We start from the raw sequence: 20,627 nt of genomic DNA on the forward strand, positions 1-20,627 counted from the left end.
CAGGTAAGATAAAGATTCCCGTTCCGATAACTGCTCCTACTCCCATAGCTAACAGATCCATGCTAGACAACGATCGAGTCATTTTATGATCGAGTTTCAAATAAGCAGATAATTGTGGTTTGCGAAAAATTTTCATATGAGTCACCTTTTTATTCTTTTCTTATACCACCAAACTAGTCCGTACATCATAAATAGAAGAGCAATTGCCAAAACTATTAAAGAATAGTCTTCAAAAACCAAAACGATTAGTTGCCAATTGCTTCCCATGAAGTAACCAAGCGTGATAATAACCGAATTCCAGATCAAGCTACCTAATGTTGTATAAATGATGAAACTAAAGAGGTCAATTCTTGCAATTCCTGCCGGAATAGAGATCAAACTTCTAACTATTGGAATAAATCTACCGAAAAAACACTTTTTGTGCCATAACGATTGAACCAATTTATTGCTTTTATTACGTCATTCGGTTTAAAACCCAATTTTTTAAACAAATTATGTTGTAGTAGCGACATTAACCGTTCTTGCGAAAGGATTCTTCCTATGTAGAATAAGATTAAAGCCCCAATTAAAGAGCCAATTGTAGAAGCAACGATTAACAAGGGAACTTTTAAGGAACTACTGTGACTTAGAAATCCACTGAATGCTAAAACGACTTCTGAGGGAATAGGTGGAAAGACACATTCAAGAGTAAGCAATAAAATAACTGCAAGATACCCGAAGTGATTAATTAGATGAAAAATCCAGTTTATTATGGACACCCCCTTTGATAAATTAATATTGTTATAATGATAACAAATTTCAATTACAATCGCTATAGTAACCTAATAATCATATACGGCTTGTGGTTGTGGTAAAATTTAAGTGCTGTATTTTGAGGTGATAATTTGGCAAACGAATTGATTGAAAACAAACTAAAACTTTTACCAGAAAAGCCTGGCTGTTATTTGATGAAAAATGTCAATGGAACAGTTATTTATGTAGGAAAATCAAAGAATTTAAAAAATCGCGTTCGTTCATACTTTAAAAGTACGCAAGTCGGTAGACGTGCGGAGTTAGTTAAAGAAATTAGTGATTACGATATTATTACGGTTTCAACGGACAAAGAGGCATTTCTACTGGAAATAACATTGATAAAAAAGTATATGCCTTATTACAATGTCCAATTGAAACAAGGGACAGGATATCCATATATTGAGATTACTAATGAACGAAATCCACAAACAAAATTAACGAGCATTGTAAGAAAGGATAAAGGCTACTATTTCGGACCATATCCTAATGTTTATGCTGCACAAGCAACTTTAAAATTTATTCAAAAAGTTTATCCATTGCGTCGTTGTAATGGTTATCAGGGAAGACCTTGTCTTTACTATCATATGGGTCAGTGTTTAGGCGCATGCTTTAAGGAAGTTCCAGAAACTACTTATGACAAGCAGATTAAAAAAATCAAGCGCTTTTTAAATGGCGATATTGCAGCTGTAAAAAAAGATTTGACTAAAAAAATGGAAGCAGCATCTCAAGATTTAGAATTCGAGCGTGCTGCAGAGTACCGTGACCAGTTGCATTATATTGAAGAAACCGTTGAGAAACAGAAAATTATTTCGAATGATTCAACGCAACGTGATATTTTTAATTTTTATGTTGATAAGTCTTGGATATCTATTCAGATTTTCTTCTTGAGACAAGCTAAGTTATTAAGAAGAGAGACTAGAATGTTTCCACTGACTGATACAAATGATCCTGAAAGTGAATTTTCTTCATTTATTGTGCAATTCTATGGGCAACGAAATCGAGTATTGCCTAAAGAAATCTTGGTCCCAAAGGGTTTGGACAATGATAGTCTAGCAGAACTATTGAATGTAAAGGTGAGAACGCCTGTCCGTGGGCAAAAAAAGGCGCTCTTGGAGATGGCCAAAGAAAATGCACAATTGAAACTTGATGACAAATTTAGACTTTTGGAATTGGGTAATCGAAAAACTAAAGGTGCACAAAAGGAAATATTTGATGCATTAGGGATGCCGTATGGGCATGTGATCGAAAGCTTTGACCACTCACATATTCAAGGTGCTGATCCAGTCTCTGCTTTGGTTGTATTTAAGGACGGTGAGCCTGATAAAACGGCTTATCGTAAATATAAACTAAAGGGAGAAGTCGAGCATCAAAAGGGTGGCGACGAAGTCAAGAATACGAGAGAAGTCGTAAGGCGCAGATATAGTCGCTTATTACGAGAACATAAGCCGATGCCAGATCTGATTTTAATGGATGGTGGTCAAATTCAAATTGAAGCGTGTCTTGATGTGTTGCGCAACGAATTAGATTTAAATATTCCTGTGGCTGGAATGGTCAAAGATGACAAACACCGAACAAATCATTTGCTTTTCGGTGATCCTATAAATGGAATTCCGTTAAGATTAATTCCAATGGATCCAAAATCTCAAGGCTTTTATTTGATGACTAGAATTCAGGATGAAGTTCACCGGTTTGCGATTACTTTTCATAGAAGAACTCATGCTAAAAATGCTCTTTCGAGCAAGTTGGATTCAATTAAGGGAATTGGACCTAAAACAAGAAATAAATTATTACGTGAATTTGGTTCGTTGAAAAAGATCCGTGAAGCGTCAATTGATGATTTGCGAGCGGCTGGATTATCGCTTACTCAAGCGCAAGCAATTAAATTAAGTTTATAAAGAAAACTTAGGAATGATCAATGATATATGGTATCATTAACTAGTTATAGATACGGGGGTTAAAGAGCATGCCTACATTTGTAGATCAAACAAAAATCGAAGTTCAAGCGGGCAAAGGTGGCGACGGAATGGTAGCCTTTCGCCATGAAAAATATGTGCCTAATGGTGGACCTGCAGGTGGCGATGGTGGCCGTGGTGGAAGCATTATTTTTGTTGCTGACGGCGGTCTTAGAACACTAATGGATTTTAGATATCGGAGAAAGTTCAAAGCCGAAAATGGTGAAAATGGTCGCATAAAATCGCAATATGGTCGAGCAGCCAAAGATTTATATTTAAAAGTTCCAGTAGGGACAACGGTCTATGATTTTAATACTAATGAATTAATTGGAGATCTAGTAAAATCAGGACAAGAATTAGTTGTTGCCCATGGCGGTAGAGGCGGAAGAGGTAATATTCACTTTGCCAATAGCGTTAACACAGCACCTGAAATAGCTGAAAATGGCGAACCCGGGGAAGATCGGGTTTTGCGGTTGGAACTAAAACTATTAGCTGATGTAGGTTTAGTAGGATTCCCATCAGTTGGGAAATCGACATTACTTTCAGTAGTAACTAAGGCAAAGCCTAAAATTGCAGCTTATTCATTCACTACTTTGACGCCAAACTTAGGGATGGTTATTTTACCTGATGGCCGTGATTTTTCAATGGCGGATTTGCCTGGATTAATTGAAGGAGCTAGTCAAGGTGTTGGTTTAGGAATCCAATTCTTGCGTCATATTGAGCGTACTAAGGTCATTCTTCATCTAGTATCGATGGATCCTGATAATGGTCGTGAAGCCATTGATGACTATCACACGATTAAACATGAGTTAGCCAGCTACACTACTGACTTATCCGGTAAACGTGAAATTATCATAGCTACTCAAATGGATATCCCTGGAGCTGAAGATAAATTAGCAGAATTTAAGGAAGAATTAGCAAAACAAAACATTGATCTTCCAATTTTTGCTATATCAAGTATAACTCATAAAGGTGTCGACGATTTGATGCAAGCGACTGCATCGTTATTAGAAGAAGTTGAAGCAGAGCAACCAGAAGTAGTTGCTACAGAAGCTGTTAAGGAATATCGCTTCAATCAAAATGAAAAAGCAAGTGACTTTACAGTTGAACAAATTGGTGAGCATGAGTTTGAAATTCATGGAGAAGCATTGGAAAGATTGGTTCAAAGAATTAATCTTGATCACCAAGACGGAGTCATGTTGTTAGCACGTAAGTTGAAGAATCTTGGTGTTGACGAGGCATTGCGTGCAAACGGTGCTGAAGATGGAGACGATGTTTACATTGGAGATTTCACTTTTGAATTTGTACAATAATTAATTATTTAGGGGCTTTAGATATGAAAAAGAATCGTTTTATCTCAGGCTATTCTGGCTTGAGAGCATTAGCCGTAATTGGCGTTATCTTATATCACCTGGATCCAAATCGTTTCATAGGTGGCTATCTTGGTGTGCCTATTTTCTTTGTTTTAGCCGGCTATTTAGTGACAGATCATATATTTAGATCTTATTTAACTACTGGGTATTATGACAATAAGAAGTTTTATTTAGGGCGACTAAAGCGACTTTATCCGCAACTTTTGTCAGTATTGTGGTTATCCTCAACTTGGATATTATTATTTCAGCGAAATTTATTGGCCAAGTTAAATCAAATTGTTTTTGCAAATATCTTTAATTACTACAATTTTTGGCAAATCTTTAATGGTCAAAGTTACTTCGAACGTTTTGCTGCCAATGAATCACCGTTTACCCACTTATGGACAATGTCGATTGAAGCTCAGTTTTATATTCTTTGGCCACTAATTGCTTTTTTGCTCTTTAAGTTTGTTAAGGCGAGAAAACGTATCTTTTGGACTTTAATTGGTTTTTCTTTGGCTTCGGCAATAGAAATGGCCATCTTGTATCATTTAGGGGCCGATATTAATCGTCTATACTATGGTTCTGATACCAGGTTCTTTGCTTTAGGATTAGGTGCAGCTCTAGCAATTGTTTGGCCAATTGAAGATTTAAGAGAAAAAGTCGAAACAAGCACTACCGTAATCTTAGACACGACAGGTTTAATAGCATTCTTAGGGATGATTTGGCTAACTTTCAGTAAAACTATGAATGCAGAAACTGCCTTTCCGTATCAAGGTGGAATGTTTCTTTTTACCTTATTCACTACGATTTTTGTAGGTGTGATCGCTCATCCTGCTAGTCATTGGAATCAAATATTGACAAATAAATTATTCGATTGGATTGGATCGCGAAGCTATGGCATTTATTTGTATCAATTTCCAGTAATGATCTTTTTTGAAGATAAATTTCAAGATATTGCTGATCATGTCATTCTTTATAGAATCATTGAGATTGTTATTATATTGGTTTTGAGCGAAATCTCATATCGTGTTATTGAGAAACCTTTTGCCAAAATCAATCGAGATAAGATCAAGCTATACTTTAATCAGGTTATTTTTAATCCTTCAAAGAAACTGGCAGCTAAAGTTCCATTTATCTTAGGCATTATTGTGTTTGTTTTGGGAACAGTGGCCATAATTGTTTCACCACAAGTAAAAGGTGAAAATTTCAATCAATCGCAACTAGCACAGCGAATAAAAAAGAATAAGGCCGCACAAGAAAAAGACAATAAAAAGTTAATTGATGAATACAAGAAAGAGCATGCTAAGAAGAAAACCAAGCCACAGGTCGCTGAATCAGCAATAGTTAAAAAAGCTAAAGAAGATGCTAAAAAACATCCGGTAAATAAGAGTTTTGAAAAATATGGTATCTCACAAGTGGATTTACAATTAGCACAGAGTCTTTCCCTCACGGCTATTGGGGATTCTGTTATGGCTGGATCGAGTAATGATCTTAAGCTGTTGATGCCTAAAGCAATTATTGATGCTGCAGTTTCACGTCAAGTCAGTGCTGCTTTTCCATTGATTTCAAGTTATGCTTCTCAGGGAGCATTAGGAGACAATGTTTTAATAGGTTTAGGAACTAATGGACCATTCCCAATGTCTGATCTTGATCAAGTTATGAGATTGGTGGGGAAAGATCGTCATGTTTTCTGGATTAATACACATGTACCTTCAAGACCTTGGCAAGGACCAGTAAACCGTCTTTTAAATCAAGCTGCTCAAAAATACCATAATCTTACAATTATTGACTGGTATGGCTATTCTAAAGCACATAAGTCATGGTTCTACCAGGATGGGACTCACCCTAATATTAATGGTTCAAAGTATTACAGTGCTTTCATTGTAAAAACGATTATTAAAAATATGAAGTTTTAGAATTAGGTAATAAATGGAAATACAATTTTTAGGAACAGGGGCTGGACAACCTTCAAAGCAGAGAAATGTTGCTAGTCTGGCTTTAAAGCTATTAGATGAATTAAATGAGATTTGGTTATTTGATGTAGGCGAAGCTACGCAACATCAAGTTTTAAAAACTAATATTAGACTGCGAAAAGTAACAAGAATTTTTATTTCTCATAACCATGGGGATCATATTTTTGGCCTACCTGGTTTATTAGCAACACGTTCTTTCCAGGGGGATGTTGGTCCATTAACTATTTATGGTCCAGCTGGATTAGAGCAGTTTGTTCGTACTGCCTTACGAGTTTCTAAAACAAAAGTGTCATATCCGATTAACTTTGTCGAACTTGATCAAGATGGGCTGATTTGTAATGATCGTGGCTTCAAAGTTTATACTAAAAAATTAGATCACCGAGTTGCCAGCTATGGCTTTAGAGTAGAAGAAGCTTCACATCCAGGAGAATTATTAGTTGATGAATTGGCAAAATATCATATACCAAACGGGCCAATTTATGGTAAATTAAAGGCGGGCGAAAAGATTACGCTCGATGATGGAACAGTAATTGACGGGAAGAATTTCTTAGGCCCTGAAAGACCTGGTAGAATAGTTTCCGTCATATATGATACTCGTTCTACACCTGCAATAGCTGAACTGGCTAAAGATGCTGATGTTTTGATTCATGAGTCTACTTTTGGAGGCAATGAAGCGAAATTAGCCAAAGCATATTACCACTCAACCTCTGTACAAGCTGCAAAGGTTGCAAAGGAAAATAATGTCAAGCTTTTATGTTTAGATCATATCTCTGCAAGATATTTAGGCAGTAAGGCAAAGAAATTAGAAAAACAAGCTCAAAAAGTATTCGAAAATACCAAGTTAGCTAATGATCTGGATTATTTTGTAATTCCAATGAAAGGATCAGAAAAATGAGTGATTCATTGAGAAACAAAGTTGTTGTAGTTACTGGTGCTTCAAGTGGCATCGGTAAGTCGATTGTGATGGAAAGTGCCGGTCGTGGTGCCACTGTAGTTTTGCTAGCAAGAAATCAAGGGAAACTAGCTGAAATTGCAGCTGAAGCGCGGGAACTTTCAGGAGCACAAGCAATCGTATTGCCAACTGATATGGGCAAGGCTGATGATATTGAAGCCAGCTTTAATCAATTAGTGGGTGCTGTTGATCATGTCGACTACTTAGTCAATTGTGCTGGTTTTGGAAAATTTGAAACATTTTTAGAGAGTGATATGCAGAACTCAACTAGAATGTTTCAAGTAAATGTTTTGGGATTAATGTACTTTACTAGACTAGTTGGTCGTTTAATGATGGAGCAGAGATTAGGTCAAATAATTAATTTTGGCTCAATTGCAGGAAAAGTTCCGACAACGAAATCTGCGGCCTATAGTGCTTCCAAGGCAGCTGTAATTCAATTCTCAAATGTTTTACGGTTGGAATTAAAGCCATTCAATGTTGATGTTATGACTGTTAATCCAGGACCTGTATATACTAATTTTTTTAACATTGCAGATGAATCGGGTAACTACGTAAAAAATGTACAAGAATTTATGCTCGATCCAGATGATGTTGCATGGCAAGTAGTACATTATTTTGGTAGCAGTAAGCGAGAATTAAACCTTCCGTTGAGTTTGGCTTTAGCTGCTAAATTATATGCTTTGTTCCCAATGATTGGTGATAAGCTATCGCTAGAATTGGCATCTAGGAAGTAAAAATGGATGAAGAAAAGAAACGACAAGCTAAATTAATTGGAAGTTTAGGGTTGATTTTATTAGCTGTAATTTTTGTAGTATTAAACACTGATACTGTTGCAATTAATTTTGGTTTGTTTAAGTTGAAACTACCTTTAATTATCGTATTAGTAGTAATGATAATTATTGGGGTAATTATTGGCTGGTTTTTTGGTCGAGATAGTAAAACTAACAAAAATTAATATCTTGATTTATTATCGGCAAAATAGTATGATATAAACAATGTAAGTGATCAAGTTACGTCTACTAGTGGTTTGATCCTTAAAGACTACAATAAAGGAGATCAAAGTAAATGGCAGTTCCTGCAAGACATACTTCTAAGCAAAAGAAACGTTCACGTCGTGGCCACATTAAATTGACTGTTCCAGCAATGCATTATGATGCAACTACTGGTGAATATCGTTTAAGTCACCGCGTTTCACCTAAGGGTTATTACAAAGGTCGTCAAGTTGTTACTGAAAGCAACTCAAGTGACAATAACTAATAAGAGGCACCAGAGTTGGTGTCTTTTTTTATACCTAAAATGGAGAAGAATATATAGATGAAATTAGTATTTTTACATTCAAGTGATACGCATGGCTTTTTGATGCCTACTGATTATCAAGTTAGTGGGGATTATACTGCTCCTATTGGCTTAAGTCGAGTAAGTTCTGTAGTTAAGTCAGAAAGAAAAAAGTATGGCGCAGATAAAGTGGTTGTAACAGATGCTGGAGACTGCCTTCAAGGATCTCCACTTGCATCATATGCTCATTCTACTGGGGATATGACTGATCTAGATACTTTTACTCAGGCATACAATAAGATCAATTATGATGCTAGATGCCTTGGCAATCATGATTTTAATTTCGGTCAAGATTATTTGGCATATTACGTAGATAATAATAAAGCATCGATTATTAATGACAACATTTTTGATGCTGAAACTGATGTACCAGCTTTCGGTAAAGAATTCCAAATTATTGAAAAGTCAGGCGTAAAAATTGGCTTTTTAGGAATTACTACACAATACATCCCTCATTGGGAATCTGAGGATCATATCAAAGGCTTGGCTTTTAAGTCGGCATATGACCAAATTAAAAAGTACGCTAAGATTTTACGACCTCAAGTCGATATTTTAGCTGTAATTTATCATGGCGGATTTGAAAGCGATCCTCAAACTGGAGAAGCAACTGAACCTCATCGAGGAGAAAACGAAGGTTATAAGATACTTACAGAGATTCCCGAGGTTGATGTTTTCTTAACTGGTCATCAACATCGTCGATTGAATGATGTTGTTAATAATACTGCTATTGTTCAACCTGGATATCGTGGTGAAGCAGTTGCCAAGGTTGAAGTAGAATTAGATGATCAAACCAAAAAGATTGTCTCAATGAGTACAAGTCTGATTGATACCAAGGATTATGAACCAGATCCAGAAATCGTAGATTTGGTTAGCGATCTTGATAAAAGAACTCAAACTTGGCTTTATCAACCAATTGCTACACTGGATGAACCAGCTCCAATTGAAAATGCCATGAAGGGTAGACTAGAAGGAGCACCATTTATTAACCTATTGCAACAAATGCAACTATGGTTTACCAATGCAGATGTTTCTGCAACTGCAGTCATGAGCGAGAAAGCCAAGGGTTTTGATAAAAAAGTAACTTTAAGAGATGTAATTTTAAATTATCCCTATGCTAATCAATTGTGTAGAGTAAAATTAACAGGAAAAGAATTGAAAGAAATTATTGAACACAGTGTCAGCTTCCTTAAAGAGGATGAGACTGGTAAGATAACATTTTTGGATCGTTGGATTAAGCCAAAACCACAGTTGTATCATTTCGATGTTTTCTATCCTGTTAAGTATGAAGCGGATATTTCTAAACCTGTAGGTGAGCGAATTACTGAATTAACTTTAAATGGTGAAGAAATCGACGATAGTAAGACTTATCATTTAGCCGTAAATAATTATCGTGCAATGGGAGGTGGATTCTATCCAGAATATTCAATGGATAAGATTGAGTTCACTTTAGATAAAGATTATGTACAAATGTTTACGGAATATTTGACAAGCGGTGAAGTAAAAGTTGATCAAACTAAAAACTACCGCTTCTATTAATTAGATGTAACAAAAAAGCGTTAATTCAGAACGAAAACTGAATTAACGCTTTTTGTTTCTTTACTTTAATTTCGAAAACTTGGTTTGATCTTTTCGAGAATGAGCAGTAATTGTTGGCATAATGGCAGCAAATAAAATACCAAAAACTACACCAACAATTAGACTTTGCATTGGATTAAAACTGTTCTGTGTTAATGGTCCTGCGATAAAGCCTACAACCATCATGTAAATTACACTCCAAAAAATTGTTACGAGATAGCGCCCCATAATTCTACCTTCTTTCAATAGATGTATTTTATCAAAATTCAATTTTCATTTCAAACATCATTTAAGATAGTTTGCTATACTTGTTTTAAAAGAAAGGCGGTATTGGTGATGAAAGTTGCAGCTATTCAAAATATTAGCTCTTTTACTTTATTGGAAAGTCCTACAAGAATTAAGCAATTAATTGCAACAGCTGAAAAAAGAGGCTATGGGGCAGTTGCACTTGCTGATGTTAATGTTACTTATGGGCTGGTTGATTTTTATGAGTTAGCGAAGAAATCTGGAAAAATAAAGCCAATATTAGGGATGCAAGCAAGGCTTAATGGAATTAACCAAACGGCTGAAAAATATGATCTAATTATTCTTGCCAAAAATAATAAGGGCCTAGAGAACATCTTAAGACTTTCGACGGCAATTAATATTCTTACTGAAAATGGTCAGAATCAAAAAATTATAACTTTGGAAGCCTTAAAGAAATATCTTACAAACATAGTAATCATTGTTCCTGCTAATAATAGGAGTGAACTTATTAAATTGCATCAAAGCAATGAGGCTTTGGGTAGTGACTATATAAGAAAATTGCTAGAATGTGTTGGAGATAATAGTTCATTGTATTTAGGGGTTTATGCACGAAAAGAACAAAGAAATTATATTTCTTATGTTAAAACCTTAGCTAAGCAATTTTCATTAGAACTAGTAGCAGTTGAGGATACGCAATATCTCAATCCTAAGGATCAATTTTTAAAGAAAACGCTTGTTGCAATAAAAAATGGTGAAAACATACAGGATTTGCTAGCCCTGTCTACTCAAGATGGGTCTCATTTTTTAACTACTGCGACCGAAATGATAAAGCGTTATGAAGAGTTTGATCTAACGGATGCTTTACGTAATACATGGAAAATTGCTGAAGAATGCAATGCGGAAATAACTTTTAGTGATCCAATATTACCTAAATTTAAACAGGATAAGTTTCCAAATTCTAAAGATTATCTTGCTTATTTAGCACAAGCAGGGTTGAAACGAATTTTTCGTAATCGAAATATTCCTAAGACATACATTGATCGTCTTAATTATGAACTATCAGTAATTGACGAGATGGGTTTTAATGATTATTTCTTGATAGTTTGGGACGTAATAAACTTTTGTCATCAAGCAGAAATTACTACTGGACCAGGTAGAGGATCAGCTTGCGGATCATTAGTTTCATATGCTTTAAACATTACAAGGATAGATCCTTTACAGTATAATCTGTTATTTGAACGATTTTTAAATCCTGCTCGTCATGAAATGCCAGATATTGATTTGGACATTCCTGATAATAAGCGGGATTTAGTAATCAATTATATGTATGACAAATATGGGATGAATCATGCCGCTCAAATACTTACTTTTGGAACTTTAGCAGCTAAGCAGGCATTGCGTGATACAGGTAGAGTGTTTGGAATGAGCATGCCCCAAATGGCTAAATGGAGTAAGGCAATTCCCTTTTCTAAGACGCAAATTACTTTGGCTCAAGCTTATGAAGAATCACGTGATCTCAAGGTATTGGTAGGTGCAAGTGCCGAAAATAAATTATTGTTTGAAACGGCACAAGCAATTGAAGGATTGCCTCGACACTATTCAATTCATGCTGCAGGATTGGTTATTAGTGATCGCAAAATTTCAGCTATTTCTGGTCTACAAGCCGGTCAAGATCGTGTGCCAGTAACTCAACAGACAAAAAAGTATGTTGAAAAGTTGGGATTGTTAAAGATCGATTTTTTAGGTTTACGAAATTTAACAATTTTGGGAGATACCTTGGCTTTAATTAAGCAACAAGGACAAAGTGTTGATCCTGAGCAAATACCATTAAATGATGAAGCAACAATTCGGCTATTTCGGGCAGGAGATACTGATGCTGTATTTCAGTTTGAATCTGAAGGAATAAGAAGAGTCTTACAAAATCTGCACCCAGATAATTTTGAGGATTTAGTGGCGGTTAATGCTCTGTATCGTCCAGGCCCGATCAAAAATATCGATACTTTTATTGCACGAAAAAAAGGTCAAGAACCGGTATCATATCCAGATCCTAGTCTCACTGAAATCCTTCGTCCGACATATGGAATCTTGGTTTATCAAGAACAAGTAATGAAAACTGCTCAAATATTAGCAGGCTTTGATCTTGGAGAAGCTGATATTCTTAGACGGGCAATGTCAAAGAAAAATCAACAGGTGATTGATCAAGAACGAGCAAAGTTTATTGCTGGGACTGTAGCGAACGGTCACGACCGATCAGTTGCAGAAAGGGTTTACGATTATATTGAACAGTTTGCTAATTATGGTTTTAATCGATCCCATGCAGTTGCTTATACTAAAGTAGCGTTTTGGTTAGCATATTTAAAAGTTCATTATCCAGCAGCTTTTTATACTGCTTTGTTGAACTCTACAGGGGCCAACAAGTTAAAAGCGCAAAACTATATTATGCAATTACGCAATAGCGGGGTGAGAATAAAAAATCCTGATATCAATTTAAGTAAAATCGATTTTTCAATCAGAGATAACGCAATTATGATTGGTTTGAAAGCGATTAAGGGCGTAAGAATTGATTTTGTAAAAGCAATCGTAACTTCAAACAGTGAGTATAAGTCGTTTGATGATTTTTTACGGAAGATTCCAAATAAATATTTACAAGTTGAGCCAATCAAAGCTTTGATTAAAGCTGGTTGTTTTGATGGTTTTGATAATAATCGAGCAAAATTGTTGGTTAACTGTCAAGATATGATTGAAAATATTCAATTAACGGGTAACAATTTGTCTTTGTCTGAAGCTTTAGGAACCGCTCCAATAAAAGAAGTGTCCGCCCCCTCAAACACGAAAAAAGCAGAGATGGAAGAAGAGGTTTTAGGCTTTGCCGTAACTGATACGCCTTTGGTTGCAATTCAAAAATATGCTCGTAAATATAATGCCCAGGCGCTTAATAGCATAGCCAACACAGATTATGCTGTAGCAGTAGGAAAATTGATGAAAATCAAGTTGATTAGAACTAAAAAAGGGACAACGATGGCTTTTGCAATTTTTGCAGATTCAACTGGACAACAGGAAGTGACGATTTTTCCAGGAATCTATGAAAAAATCAAGAATCAGCTTAGAGAGGGCGAAATATACCTATTAGGCTTAAGAGTACAAAATGATCGTTATGATTTTAACAAACGTCAATACTTATTGACTAATCTACGTCTTGTTCGCTTTAAACAGTAGTTTGAAATACTTAGACTTGATAGGTAGTAGATGTAAGCGATAACACTGATATAAAAGGCTTAAAAGAGAAAATAATCTAAAATTTATAGAGATTTTTTCTCTAAAAAATGTTAATATTTATGTGATGTGAGAAATTACACAAATAATCATGATGAGGTGAATTCATGAAACGGATTGGTATTTTGACTAGTGGTGGAGATGCCCCTGGTATGAATGCAGCCATCAGAGCCGTTACTAAAACTGCAATCCATCACGGATTGGAAGTTTTTGGAATTAGATATGGTTTTGCTGGTCTTGTATCAGGTGACTTTATTCCATTGACCACAGCAGATGTCGATCACAAGATTAGTCTTGGAGGTACTTTCTTATATTCAGCTCGTTATCCAGAATTTGCACAGGAAGAAGTGCAAAAGAAGGGTGCAGAGCAATTAAGGAAGCACGGGATCGACGCTGTTATTGTTATAGGTGGCGATGGTTCTTATCACGGTGCATTAGCTTTGACTCGCCTTGGTATTAATTCAGTTGGTTTGCCAGGAACGATCGACAACGATATTCCTTACACTGAATATACTATTGGTTTTGACTCAGCTTGTCGCACTGCGATGGATGCAATCGATAAGATTCGCGATACTGCAAGTAGTCACCACCGTGTCTTCATTGTCAACGTTATGGGACGTGACTGCGGAGACATTGCTATGAGAGTTGGTTTAGCAAGCGGTGCTGATGCGATCGTTGTACCTGAAAAGTCATACGATGTTAAGAAGATTGCTGAAACTTTGAAGCGTGGCTTTGCTGATGGTAAGGACCATGGTATTGTGGTTGTTGCTGAAGGTGTAATGAGTGCTGAAGACTTCAGAGAAGAACTCTTGAAGTATGGCGACTTTGATGCTCGTGCCAATGTATTAGCTCATATGCAACGTGGAGGTTCTCCAACAGTTGAGGATAGAGTTAACGCAACTAAGATGGGTAATTTCGCTGTAAACTTGTTACTTGATGGTAAAGGTGGTTTAGCTGTAGGAATGGAGAATGGTAAGCCAAATACTCACGACATTCTTGATTTGTTCGATGCTAAACATAAAGGCGACTTTAGCTTACTTGATGTAAATGAAGAAATGACTAGTCTAAATTAGTCGATTTTTGGAGAGGATTTTTTTAATAATGAAGAAAACTAAGATTGTTAGTACTTTAGGACCAGCTTCTAACGATAAGGAAACTATTACTAAGTTAGTTGAAGCAGGTGCAAACGTATTCCGTTTCAACTTTTCACATGGTGACCATGCAGAACACCTTTCAAGAATGAACATGGTTCGTGAAGTTGAAAAGGAAACTGGTAAGCTTTTAAGTATTGCTCTTGATACTAAGGGTGCTGAAATCAGAACTACTGATCAAGAAGGTGGAAAGTTTACCATTAACACTGGTGATACTCTCCGTATCTCAATGGATGCTACTCAAACTGGTAACAAAGACAAGATTTACGTTACTTACCCAGGTTTGTACGATGATACCCATGTAGGTGGTCACGTTTTAATTGACGACGGTACTGTTGACTTGCTAATCACTGAAAAAGATAAAGAAAACAAGGAATTAGTTACTGTTGCTCAAAACACTGGTTTAATCGGTTCTAAGAAGGGTGTTAACGCACCAGGTGTTGAAATTCGCCTCCCAGGTATTACTGAAAAAGATACTGATGATATTAAGTTTGGTTTGCAACATGGTATTAACTACATCTTTGCTTCATTTGTTCGTAAAGCTCAAGATGTTTTAGATATTCGTGCTCTATGTGAAGAAGCAGGTGCAGATTACGTAAAGATCTTCCCTAAGATCGAATCACAAGAAGGTATTGACAACATTGACTCAATTCTTCAAGTATCTGATGGTTTGATGGTTGCTCGTGGTGACATGGGTGTTGAAATTCCATTTATCAACGTACCATTCGTTCAAAAGAGCTTAATTAGAAAGTGCAACGCTTTGGGTAAGCCAGTTATTACTGCAACTCAAATGCTTGACTCAATGCAAGAAAACCCACGTCCAACTCGTGCAGAAGTAACTGATGTTGCTAATGCTGTTTTGGATGGTACTGATGCAACTATGCTTTCTGGTGAATCAGCAAACGGTTTGTACCCAGTTAAGTCAGTACAAGCAATGCACGACATTGATGTAAGAACTGAAAAGGAAATTCAAAAGCGTAACACTTTAGCTCTTCAAAGATTTGAAGAATACAAGGGGTCAAACGTAACTGAAGCTATTGGTGAATCAGTAGTTAGAACTGCTGAAGAATTAGGTGTTAAGACCATTATCGCTGCAACTAAGTCTGGTTACACTGCTAGAATGATTTCTAAGTACCGTCCAGATGCTGACATTATTGCCTTGACTTTCGATGAAAAGATTCAACACTCATTAGCAGTTGTATGGGGTGTTCAACCATTATTGTCAGAAAAGCCAGCTTCAACTGATGACATGTTTGAAAAGGCTGCAGAAGTTGCTAAGGCACAAGGCTTTGTTAAGGATGGCGATCTTGTAATTATCGTTGCTGGTGTTCCTGTTGGTGAATCAGGTACTACTAACGTTATGAAGTTACAAATCATTGGTAACAAGCTAGCTAAGGGTCTTGGTGTAGGTAACGGTTCAGTAGTTGGTAAGGCTGTTGTTGCTACTTCAGCAGAAGAAGCAAACGCTAAGGTTAAGGAAGGCGACATCTTAGTTTCTAAGGTAACTGACCCTGACTACATGCCAGCTATTAAGAAGGCATCAGCTTTAGTTGTTGAAGCTTCAGGTTTGACTTCACACGCAGCTGTTGTAGGTTTATCATTAGGAATCCCAGTTGTTGTAGGTACTACTGATGCAACTGAAAAGATTTCAGAAAACACTACTATTACTGTTGATGCTCGTCGTGGTGCAGTTTACCAAGGCGAAATCACTAACTTATAATAAAATAGTTAGATATATAGATAAAATAGTCAGTTTTTAAACTGGCTATTTTATTTTGCTAAAAATTCTCGTATACTGATTAAAAGGAATATGTAAAGTAGTCAGGAGAATTTTATATGTTAGGTACAATACAAACTGGCAAAGTTACTGATCAAAATGATGATGCCTTTTACGTACAGGTTGAAGGAATTACTTATGAGTTGAAGCGCTACGAGGTAACGCAAGAAAAGATCCCCGAACTTGGAGATGAAGTAACTGGATTTATTTATGAAAATCAACACCATGAAAAGGAAATGACTCAGTTCTTGCCTTTTGCTGGTCAAGACCAATATGGCTGGGGCAAAGTAACAGCTGTTAGACCAGGCCTAGGTGTTTTTGTGGATATTGGGCTTGAGGATAAAGATGTAGTTCTTTCAATGGATGATCTTCCCCGTGATCATGCACGTTGGCCAAGAAAAGATGATCGATTAATGGTTAAACTAGAGACTGATGATAAAGATCGTATTTGGGCTAAGTTAGCAGATGAAAATATTTTTGATCAATTATCAGCACATTTTCCAAATAGTATGGTAAATACAGATGTATTTGCGACGGTTTATGCAAGTCGAGAAATTGGAGCATTTGTGTTAACAGATAAGTACTACCTGGCTTTTATTCATAGTAGTCAGATGGTTCGTCCACTTAGATTAGGGGAACAACTTAAAGCAAGAGTAATAGGTATTAGTAGATATGGAAGGTTAAATCTAAGTAGTTTACCACGCGCTTTTGAAGAAATCGATGACGATGCTGCTATGATTTTAATGAGTTTAAGACGAAAACCAACAAAAACCTTACCATTTTATGATAAATCCGATGCTGTAGAGATAAAAAATTATTTTGGTATTTCAAAGTCAGCTTTTAAGCGCGCTTTGGGACATCTATTAAAAAACGGTTGGGTGACGGAAGATAAAGAAAGTGGAACAATTACTTTAGTTAAAGATCCGGATGAGAACGATGAGTGAACTTAAAGATCAAATCGATGATTATTTGCGCTATGCACAATTAGAAAGAGGCTTGAGCGAAAATACGATTTTAGCGTATCGCCAAGATTTAATGGCATTCTTACAATTTTTGGAAAAAGAACAGCTAATATCCTGGCCAACTGAAGCGATTGAAATCGATGCTTTTTTGGCAGAACAAAAAGATCAACATAAGGCTACTAGTTCAATTAGTAGGATGATTTCAAGTTTAAGAAAGTTTTATCAGTGGTTAGCTCGACAGAATATTCAAAAATTAAATCCAATGATCGAGGTTGATCCGCCTAAAAAGGAACATCGCTTGCCAGTAGCTCTGTCAGTTGAAGAAATTGAAAAATTGCTGATGCAGCCGGATGTTAAAAAGAAATTGGGTATACGTGATAAAGCTCTTCTAGAAATGTTATATGCAACGGGAATGCGCGTAAGTGAGTTGATAAGCCTTACTGAAGAAAATGTTCACCAAGATTTGAAGTTGATCAAAGTCTTTGGCAAAGGATCTAAAGAACGCCTTGTTCCTATTAGTGATCTTGCCCTTTCCTGGCTAGAAAAATACGAAAAAGAAGTGCGTGAGCCAATGCTTTTGAAAAATGGCGATTATTCAGAGTATGTTTTCTTAAACAATCGAGGAGGATCATTGACAAGACAAGCTGTTTGGCAAATAATAAAACATTATTGTCAAACGGCTGGAATCGAAAAAGATGTTACTCCACATACTTTAAGACATACTTTTGCCACACATTTGCTTGAAAATGGTGCAGATTTAAGAGTTGTTCAAGAGATTCTAGGACATTCTGACATAAGCACGACGCAAATATACACGAATTTAACACAAAAGCATATTTATGAAGTATATCAAAAGACACATCCACGAGTTTAGGGAAGAATTATGTTAATACCTTATAAAAAAGATTATGAAAAAATTGCCATGGGCTTACTATCATACTTGCCTGACTACAAAAATCTGATAAATTTGCAAGCTGAAATGTCTTTGATTCAAAAAGACAACGAATTCCACCTATATTTATATAGGGATAATAAAAACAATGTTATGGGAATTATTGGAACACAGGAAACTGATAAATTTGTAGTAATTCGTTATATTTCGCTTGCACCAGGATATCGAGATGAGTTGGTTGCTAAAGAGATGGTGATAGAGCTAAAACAAACACATCTTGATAAACAACTTTCAGCTTTACCAGAATATACCTACCTATTAAAAATGCTTGGATAAAATAAATGGAAAATGATGATTTAAAATTAGAATTGCCGAATTTTCAAGGACCGCTTGATTTATTGTTACATTTGATCAAAGTTCAAGAAATCGATATTTATGATATACCGATAGCTAAAATCACTCGACAGTACATGGCATACCTACAGCGGATGCAGAGCTTAAATTTGCAAATTGCTGGCGAATATTTTTTGATGTCTGCCACGCTTTTGCGGATAAAGTCACAATATTTATTACCTAAGAATGACTTCGAAGATGATGTAGCTTACGAGGAAGATCCTAGAGATGAATTGGTAGAGCAGTTGATTCAGTATTCTGTTTTTAAAAAGGCTTCTGAATATTTTAAAGAAAGGGAGCAGAACGTACCGATTATTGTTAGCAAAGAACCAAGTACTTCTTCTGAAAATAAGCTTAATCTGTTGCCTAAAGGAAAGATTTCTGTGTCTGATTTAACTGCAGCTTTTGCTACTGTAGTTAGAAAACAAAAGTTGCGACAACCAGTTGCAGCAGAAGTTAAGTTGCGTGCTAAAAGTATTCCTGAGATGATATCTTTTTTACAAGAAAAACTGACTTTGAATCAAAAAGTAAGTTTTTTCACTTGCTTAAATAATTTTTCTACATTAGCAGATGCAATTGCATTATTTTTAGCGACTTTGGAGCTTTGCAAAAATCATCAAGCAACTGCGTGGCAGATTGATAATTTTGAGGACATACAACTTGAGAAGGTATCATATAATGGATGATAGTAAATTAATACGAAATTTGGAGGCAGTGCTTTATTTAGCTGGCGATGATGGCATTGATGTGCATAATTTGTGTGAATTGCTTAATATTTCTATTCCAGAACTAGAAATGCTAATTAAAGAGCTGATAGAAAAATATCAAAGGGATGCAAGTAGTGCGCTTCAAATTATTCAAATAAATAATATCTATAAATTAACAACTAATCGTGAAGTGAGCTCAATTGTAGAAAAATATTTTGCTAAAGACTTGGCAAAGAATTTGAGTCAATCGGCATTGGAAATTCTTTCGATCATTGCCTATAAGCAACCAATCACTCGAGTTGAAATTGATGAAATTAGAGGAGTAAATTCCTCAGGTGCGATTCAAACATTAATTTGGAGAGGTCTCGTCAAAACTGATGGAAAAAAAGAAGCGCCAGGACATCCTAATTTGTATCGTACAACGGATTATTTTTTGCAGTACTTTGATTTTAAGTCGCTAGCAGATCTACCTTTAATTGAGGACTTTGAAGAAGATAGCACTCCTACAGATTTGTTTGAACAAAATGGTAATTTAGATCCTAAATAGTATATGAAAGGATAATTATGACATTAGAAAGATTACAAAAAGTAATTGCTGAAGCAGGAATTGCTTCTAGAAGAAAAGCAGAACAGATGATTGTTGCGGGGCGCGTGAGAGTAGATGGAAAAGTAGTTACTAAGCTAGGAACTAAGGTAGAAACTTTTAGCAATATTACTGTTGATGGTGAACCAATTGAACGTGAAAGCTTGCATACGTATCTTTTTTATAAACCACGTGGCGTTGTTTCAACAGCAAAGGATGAAAAAGGAAGAAAAACTGTTGTAGATTATTTTGCAGACGTACCATATCGGCTTTATCCTGTTGGTCGTCTTGATTATGACACTTCTGGTGCACTTCTGATGACGAATGATGGTAAGCTGGCAAATTTATTGATGCATCCTAAACATGAAGTAGATAAAGTTTATGTGGCCAAAATTGAAGGCAGTTTGTCTGAGGATGAGATTATCAAACTAAAACAGGGTGTTCGCTTTGATGGACACAAGAGTGCTAAAGCTAGGGTGAGAGTACTAAAAACTAATCCTAAAAAGGATACTCAGTTAGTCCAGTTAACGATTCATGAGGGACATTATCATCAAGTAAAGAAGATGTTCAAAGCCGTTGGACATCCAGTGATAAAACTATCAAGAGAGCGGTACGCATTTTTAGATTTAAAGGGACTAAATTCTGGTGAATATCGGGAATTGTCACGCGTAGAAGTTGACAGATTGCATCGAGTTGATTAGAATACAAT

At 36.0% G+C, this 20,627-nt stretch carries 18 protein-coding genes and 1 pseudogene; 17 read left to right on the forward strand and 2 right to left on the reverse strand.

Annotated elements, in window-relative coordinates; translation table 11 throughout:
* Positions 1 to 141: 141 nt before the first annotated feature.
* Positions 142 to 752 (reverse strand): annotated as a pseudogene (locus BN52_RS08365) (DedA family protein).
* Positions 753 to 884: 132 nt separating this feature from the next.
* On the opposite strand from BN52_RS08365, the gene uvrC reads away from it, so the two are divergent.
* The 8 genes from uvrC to BN52_RS08405 all read left to right on the forward strand — a co-directional run bounded on the left by uvrC (position 885) and on the right by BN52_RS08405 (position 9,895).
* On the forward strand, positions 885 to 2,687 hold the full coding sequence (uvrC, locus tag BN52_RS08370) for an excinuclease ABC subunit UvrC (protein WP_008474087.1): 1,803 nt from the start codon (positions 885 to 887) through the stop codon (positions 2,685 to 2,687).
* 68 nt (positions 2,688 to 2,755) lie between these two features.
* The gene (gene obgE, locus BN52_RS08375; RefSeq protein ID WP_008474089.1) at positions 2,756 to 4,057 is read left to right on the forward strand and encodes a GTPase ObgE; all 1,302 of its coding nucleotides are present in this window, start codon (positions 2,756 to 2,758) and stop codon (positions 4,055 to 4,057) included.
* Between the two features lie 23 nt (positions 4,058 to 4,080).
* A complete protein-coding gene (locus tag BN52_RS08380; RefSeq protein ID WP_008474090.1) occupies positions 4,081 to 6,015 on the forward strand; it encodes an acyltransferase family protein in 1,935 nt (644 codons plus the stop codon).
* Between the two features lie 13 nt (positions 6,016 to 6,028).
* The gene (gene rnz / locus BN52_RS08385; protein WP_008474091.1) at positions 6,029 to 6,967 is read left to right on the forward strand and encodes a ribonuclease Z; all 939 of its coding nucleotides are present in this window, start codon (positions 6,029 to 6,031) and stop codon (positions 6,965 to 6,967) included.
* Positions 6,964 to 7,758 carry an SDR family NAD(P)-dependent oxidoreductase gene (locus tag BN52_RS08390; RefSeq protein ID WP_008474092.1) on the forward strand — a complete coding sequence of 265 codons (795 nt, stop codon included), beginning with the start codon at positions 6,964 to 6,966 and terminating at the stop codon, positions 7,756 to 7,758. Before rnz ends, BN52_RS08390 begins: the two co-directional genes overlap by 4 nt.
* Before the next feature lie 2 nt (positions 7,759 to 7,760).
* Entirely contained in the window at positions 7,761 to 7,979 is a 219-nt protein-coding gene (locus BN52_RS08395) for a lipopolysaccharide assembly protein LapA domain-containing protein (protein WP_008474093.1), read from the forward strand.
* Between the two features lie 110 nt (positions 7,980 to 8,089).
* Positions 8,090 to 8,281, forward strand: coding sequence for a 50S ribosomal protein L32 (rpmF, locus tag BN52_RS08400; protein ID WP_008474094.1), 192 nt, complete (start codon positions 8,090 to 8,092; stop codon positions 8,279 to 8,281).
* A 57-nt stretch (positions 8,282 to 8,338) separates the two neighbouring features.
* Positions 8,339 to 9,895 (forward strand): bifunctional metallophosphatase/5'-nucleotidase, encoded by a 1,557-nt coding sequence (locus BN52_RS08405; protein WP_008474095.1) that lies wholly within the window; start codon positions 8,339 to 8,341, stop codon positions 9,893 to 9,895.
* Positions 9,896 to 9,955: 60 nt separating this feature from the next.
* Here the strand turns inward: BN52_RS08405 and BN52_RS08410 are convergent, their stop codons facing one another.
* The gene (locus tag BN52_RS08410; protein WP_008474097.1) at positions 9,956 to 10,162 is read right to left on the reverse strand and encodes a YjzD family protein; all 207 of its coding nucleotides are present in this window, start codon (positions 10,160 to 10,162) and stop codon (positions 9,956 to 9,958) included.
* Between the two features lie 108 nt (positions 10,163 to 10,270).
* Between BN52_RS08410 and BN52_RS08415 the strand changes: the two genes are divergently transcribed.
* The 9 genes from BN52_RS08415 to BN52_RS08455 all read left to right on the forward strand — a co-directional run bounded on the left by BN52_RS08415 (position 10,271) and on the right by BN52_RS08455 (position 20,619).
* On the forward strand, positions 10,271 to 13,396 hold the full coding sequence (locus BN52_RS08415; protein WP_040473521.1) for a DNA polymerase III subunit alpha: 3,126 nt from the start codon (positions 10,271 to 10,273) through the stop codon (positions 13,394 to 13,396).
* A gap of 164 nt (positions 13,397 to 13,560) precedes the next feature.
* The gene (gene pfkA / locus BN52_RS08420; protein WP_008474099.1) at positions 13,561 to 14,526 is read left to right on the forward strand and encodes a 6-phosphofructokinase; all 966 of its coding nucleotides are present in this window, start codon (positions 13,561 to 13,563) and stop codon (positions 14,524 to 14,526) included.
* Between the two features lie 28 nt (positions 14,527 to 14,554).
* On the forward strand, positions 14,555 to 16,324 hold the full coding sequence (gene pyk / locus BN52_RS08425) for a pyruvate kinase (protein WP_008474100.1): 1,770 nt from the start codon (positions 14,555 to 14,557) through the stop codon (positions 16,322 to 16,324).
* A 116-nt stretch (positions 16,325 to 16,440) separates the two neighbouring features.
* Complete coding sequence (locus BN52_RS08430; RefSeq protein ID WP_008474101.1) at positions 16,441 to 17,325, forward strand: CvfB family protein; 885 nt, start codon at positions 16,441 to 16,443, stop codon at positions 17,323 to 17,325.
* On the forward strand, positions 17,318 to 18,217 hold the full coding sequence (xerD, locus tag BN52_RS08435) for a site-specific tyrosine recombinase XerD (protein WP_008474103.1): 900 nt from the start codon (positions 17,318 to 17,320) through the stop codon (positions 18,215 to 18,217). Before BN52_RS08430 ends, xerD begins: the two co-directional genes overlap by 8 nt.
* Positions 18,218 to 18,226: 9 nt before the next feature.
* On the forward strand, positions 18,227 to 18,571 hold the full coding sequence (locus tag BN52_RS08440) for a hypothetical protein (RefSeq protein WP_008474105.1): 345 nt from the start codon (positions 18,227 to 18,229) through the stop codon (positions 18,569 to 18,571).
* A 5-nt stretch (positions 18,572 to 18,576) separates the two neighbouring features.
* A complete protein-coding gene (locus BN52_RS08445) occupies positions 18,577 to 19,314 on the forward strand; it encodes a segregation and condensation protein A (protein ID WP_008474107.1) in 738 nt (245 codons plus the stop codon).
* Positions 19,307 to 19,882, forward strand: a complete 576-nt coding sequence (gene scpB / locus BN52_RS08450) for an SMC-Scp complex subunit ScpB (RefSeq protein WP_008474108.1) — start codon at positions 19,307 to 19,309, stop codon at positions 19,880 to 19,882. Before BN52_RS08445 ends, scpB begins: the two co-directional genes overlap by 8 nt.
* Positions 19,883 to 19,899: 17 nt before the next feature.
* Positions 19,900 to 20,619, forward strand: coding sequence for a pseudouridine synthase (locus BN52_RS08455; protein ID WP_008474109.1), 720 nt, complete (start codon positions 19,900 to 19,902; stop codon positions 20,617 to 20,619).
* Positions 20,620 to 20,627 lie beyond the last annotated feature (8 nt).

Source organism: Lactobacillus gigeriorum DSM 23908 = CRBIP 24.85 (genome assembly GCF_000296855.1).
Lineage (GTDB): Bacteria > Bacillota > Bacilli > Lactobacillales > Lactobacillaceae > Lactobacillus > Lactobacillus gigeriorum.

Excerpts from the sequence above, each read along its gene's own strand:
- obgE (WP_008474089.1), top strand. The coding sequence starts at position 2,756 with ATGCCTACATTTGTAGATCAAACAAAAATCGAAGTTCAAGCGGGCAAA.
- BN52_RS08380 (WP_008474090.1), top strand. The coding sequence starts at position 4,081 with ATGAAAAAGAATCGTTTTATCTCAGGCTATTCTGGCTTGAGAGCATTA.
- rnz (WP_008474091.1), top strand. The coding sequence starts at position 6,029 with ATGGAAATACAATTTTTAGGAACAGGGGCTGGACAACCTTCAAAGCAG.
- BN52_RS08390 (WP_008474092.1), top strand. The coding sequence starts at position 6,964 with ATGAGTGATTCATTGAGAAACAAAGTTGTTGTAGTTACTGGTGCTTCA.
- BN52_RS08395 (WP_008474093.1), top strand. The coding sequence starts at position 7,761 with ATGGATGAAGAAAAGAAACGACAAGCTAAATTAATTGGAAGTTTAGGG.
- rpmF (WP_008474094.1), top strand. The coding sequence starts at position 8,090 with ATGGCAGTTCCTGCAAGACATACTTCTAAGCAAAAGAAACGTTCACGT.
- BN52_RS08405 (WP_008474095.1), top strand. The coding sequence starts at position 8,339 with ATGAAATTAGTATTTTTACATTCAAGTGATACGCATGGCTTTTTGATG.
- BN52_RS08410 (WP_008474097.1), bottom strand. The coding sequence starts at position 10,162 with ATGGGGCGCTATCTCGTAACAATTTTTTGGAGTGTAATTTACATGATG.
- BN52_RS08415 (WP_040473521.1), top strand. The coding sequence starts at position 10,271 with ATGAAAGTTGCAGCTATTCAAAATATTAGCTCTTTTACTTTATTGGAA.
- pfkA (WP_008474099.1), top strand. The coding sequence starts at position 13,561 with ATGAAACGGATTGGTATTTTGACTAGTGGTGGAGATGCCCCTGGTATG.
- pyk (WP_008474100.1), top strand. The coding sequence starts at position 14,555 with ATGAAGAAAACTAAGATTGTTAGTACTTTAGGACCAGCTTCTAACGAT.
- BN52_RS08430 (WP_008474101.1), top strand. The coding sequence starts at position 16,441 with ATGTTAGGTACAATACAAACTGGCAAAGTTACTGATCAAAATGATGAT.
- xerD (WP_008474103.1), top strand. The coding sequence starts at position 17,318 with ATGAGTGAACTTAAAGATCAAATCGATGATTATTTGCGCTATGCACAA.
- BN52_RS08440 (WP_008474105.1), top strand. The coding sequence starts at position 18,227 with ATGTTAATACCTTATAAAAAAGATTATGAAAAAATTGCCATGGGCTTA.
- BN52_RS08445 (WP_008474107.1), top strand. The coding sequence starts at position 18,577 with ATGGAAAATGATGATTTAAAATTAGAATTGCCGAATTTTCAAGGACCG.
- scpB (WP_008474108.1), top strand. The coding sequence starts at position 19,307 with ATGGATGATAGTAAATTAATACGAAATTTGGAGGCAGTGCTTTATTTA.
- BN52_RS08455 (WP_008474109.1), top strand. The coding sequence starts at position 19,900 with ATGACATTAGAAAGATTACAAAAAGTAATTGCTGAAGCAGGAATTGCT.